Genomic DNA, 2458 nt, shown 5'->3' with positions numbered 1-2458 from the left:
CGGAGCGTTTGTGGGCCGATCGCCCTCTCGGAAGGCCAAGGCGCGGTCCTCTGCTGATGACAGGATGCAGCCTATGCGCATGACAGGATCGGAACGCCCCGATCACGGATCCGTACCGGCTATGCACTTGAAGCCGTGAAACGGCTGACGTCCTCGGGAGCGATTTGCACCCGGATCTCTGCCCGAACGGCATCCAGCCCGTGAGTTGCGAGATCTTCGTTGAAGTCCCCCATCATGGGCGAGAGCGTGATAGCCTTGATCCCGGCCTCGTGCGCCCGGTTCACCAAGCTATCACGGGCGCTGTCACCTGCCGGATCGTTGTCGCGGACGATATAGAGCGTGCGCAGTTGCGGCGGAAACAGGATGGCAGCGAGATGTCCGGCCGAGAGCGCGGAAACCATCGGCATGGTGGGCAAAGCCTGACGAAGCGACAGGATGGTTTCGATACCTTCCCCCGCTGCCATGGCATCCTTCGCATCCCCGAAACGAACCGCGTGTCCGAGCAGGTCGCCCATTGCCTTCCTCGGCGGATCGACAGGTGCTTTGCCGGAGCCGTCCGAGGCCAGCCATGTGCGGTGTGCGCCGGTGATCCTGCCATCGAGGTCGGTAACGGCGGCGATCATGGCGGGCCAGGTTTGCGTCGGGCCATCGTCCTCGGGGCGCCAGTAGCAGTTGGGATGGAAGCGCAGATTTGCGGTTTGGCGTAAATCCGTAATGCCGCGTCCGCGTAAATACGCTTCTGCGATGCTGCCGATCAGCGGCTGTGTCATGCGCCAGAGGCGACGTGCCGCCTCGGATGATCCCGATGGTGCAGGCGTTCGGGACGGACAGGATGACGGCTGCAGTTCAGGATGCGGCAGGCTGAGGAAGTGCCGGGCTTCTTCGGCAACATCTGCGAAGTCGATCAGACCGAGCGAATCCCGGATCACATCCAGCAGATCGCCATATTCACCCGTGGCCGAGTCCTGCCATTTGCCGGCAATGCCTTTCACGCTGTCGTGCAACCGGACGAACATCGAGCGGCCAGCCGTGTTTCGGACATCGCCAACCTGCCAGTAATTGCCCTGTTTGCGGCCATTGGAGAGATAGTGGCGGCACACCGCCTCGGCCTGTCGGCCGAGACGGTGCGCCAGTTCGGAAGCGTTGAGACGCGACATTATGCGGCCTCCCGCTCACCGATGCGCAGGGCCGGGAAGCGGTCAAGCAGTTTGCCGATGATCTCCGGCCCCGTTGCATCGACGGGTACGAAGAAGCGCAGTTTCCACGAGATGATCTCACTGAAGAGACCATAGGCCCGCAGCCGATCACGCATTGCATCGGTAAAGCAGGTCAGTTCGATCCGGTTGGCGCCCATGACGCGGACGCGGCGCAGTTGCAGCCCCTCGGCAAGGTCGAGGATCGTGCGACCTTCGATCAGCGCAGCATAGGCGGCATCCGGTGTCAGGCTGTTGGTGACGCCACTGGTCGAAGCATTGGCGGCCCAGGCCGGCGATACCCGGCGACCGATGATGCGTTCGCCCTCGTCGGTCTGGAGCCGATAGACACGGGAAGACTCCTGCGGCAGGCGTTTCCAGATCGGCAGAAGCAGCCCTGTCACCATATGCAGGGTACTGTCGGTGAACTCCGGCACCTCGGCCAGTTCTGTCTTCCAGGCTGCGTTGAAGGCGGAACGGTCGGCCTCGATCCAGTGGGTGTCACCCATCGCCCGCACAGGAATGTTCATCGCCTCCATCGGCCGGATCAGCCGCACGCGCCGTTCGATCTCGCCATCATCCAGCATGATGCTGGTGGTCGGGATCTGCACGGCGGCGCGACCGGATCGCTCGTTGATGAGCAATCTTGCGCGGGGATCATCCAGTTCCGCCAGCGCGGCATCGAGCGAAACCGGTTGATTGCGCCTGCGCTCGGTGAGCGTCAGGAGCCGGGTTTCCGCCCCTGTGCCCGGATGGGTGTGGATCACCTGCCGGTCGGTGACGATGAAGCTCTCCGCCTTCAGCGTTTCCAACCCCATGTCATAGGTCCCGGATGCAATTGCCCCGTCGATCCGCGCCTGCAGAAGCTGCTCGAAGGCCGAGAACAGGATGCCCTGCAACTCGATGGTCAGCGCCAGCAGGCGGTTGAGGAAGGTGGTGATCGGCGGCAGGTCGTCCTTGATGCCGGTCGAATCCATCAGCTTCAGGCCGGTGGCGGCTTCAAACCGCTCCAACGAGCAGCCCTCGACCTTGCCGCGCACGATCAGCAGATAGAGCTGGCGCAGCGCATCGCGGGCATAGGCGGATTCCAGATTATCCTCGGGACGGAACAGCCCCTGACCGCCGGTCTGACGCTGGCCGCGTGTGATCGCGCCCAGCGTGTCGAGGCGGCGGGCGATGGTCGAAAGGAAGCGCTTCTCGGCTTTGACATCCGTGGCGATGGGTCGGAACAGCGGCGGCTGCGCCTGATTGGTGCGGTTGGTGCG

General features: G+C 63.5%; 2 protein-coding genes. Both read right to left on the bottom strand.

From position 1 onward, the window contains the following. Positions 1-119: 119 nt before the first annotated feature. On the bottom strand, positions 120-1157 hold the full coding sequence (locus AC5DC2_RS22930) for a DUF7146 domain-containing protein (RefSeq protein WP_024707711.1): 1038 nt from the start codon (positions 1155-1157) through the stop codon (positions 120-122). Further along, positions 1157-2458, bottom strand: a 1302-nt coding sequence (locus AC5DC2_RS22925) for a strawberry notch C-terminal domain-containing protein (RefSeq protein WP_491700159.1), incomplete at its 5' end; no start/stop codon positions are given. The genes AC5DC2_RS22925 and AC5DC2_RS22930, both read right to left, overlap by 1 nt.

This window comes from Martelella sp. (genome assembly GCF_984369615.1).
This window is presented reverse-complemented; position numbering and strand designations above follow the sequence as displayed.

Excerpts from the sequence above, each read along its gene's own strand:
- AC5DC2_RS22930 (WP_024707711.1), bottom strand. The coding sequence starts at position 1,157 with ATGTCGCGTCTCAACGCTTCCGAACTGGCGCACCGTCTCGGCCGACAG.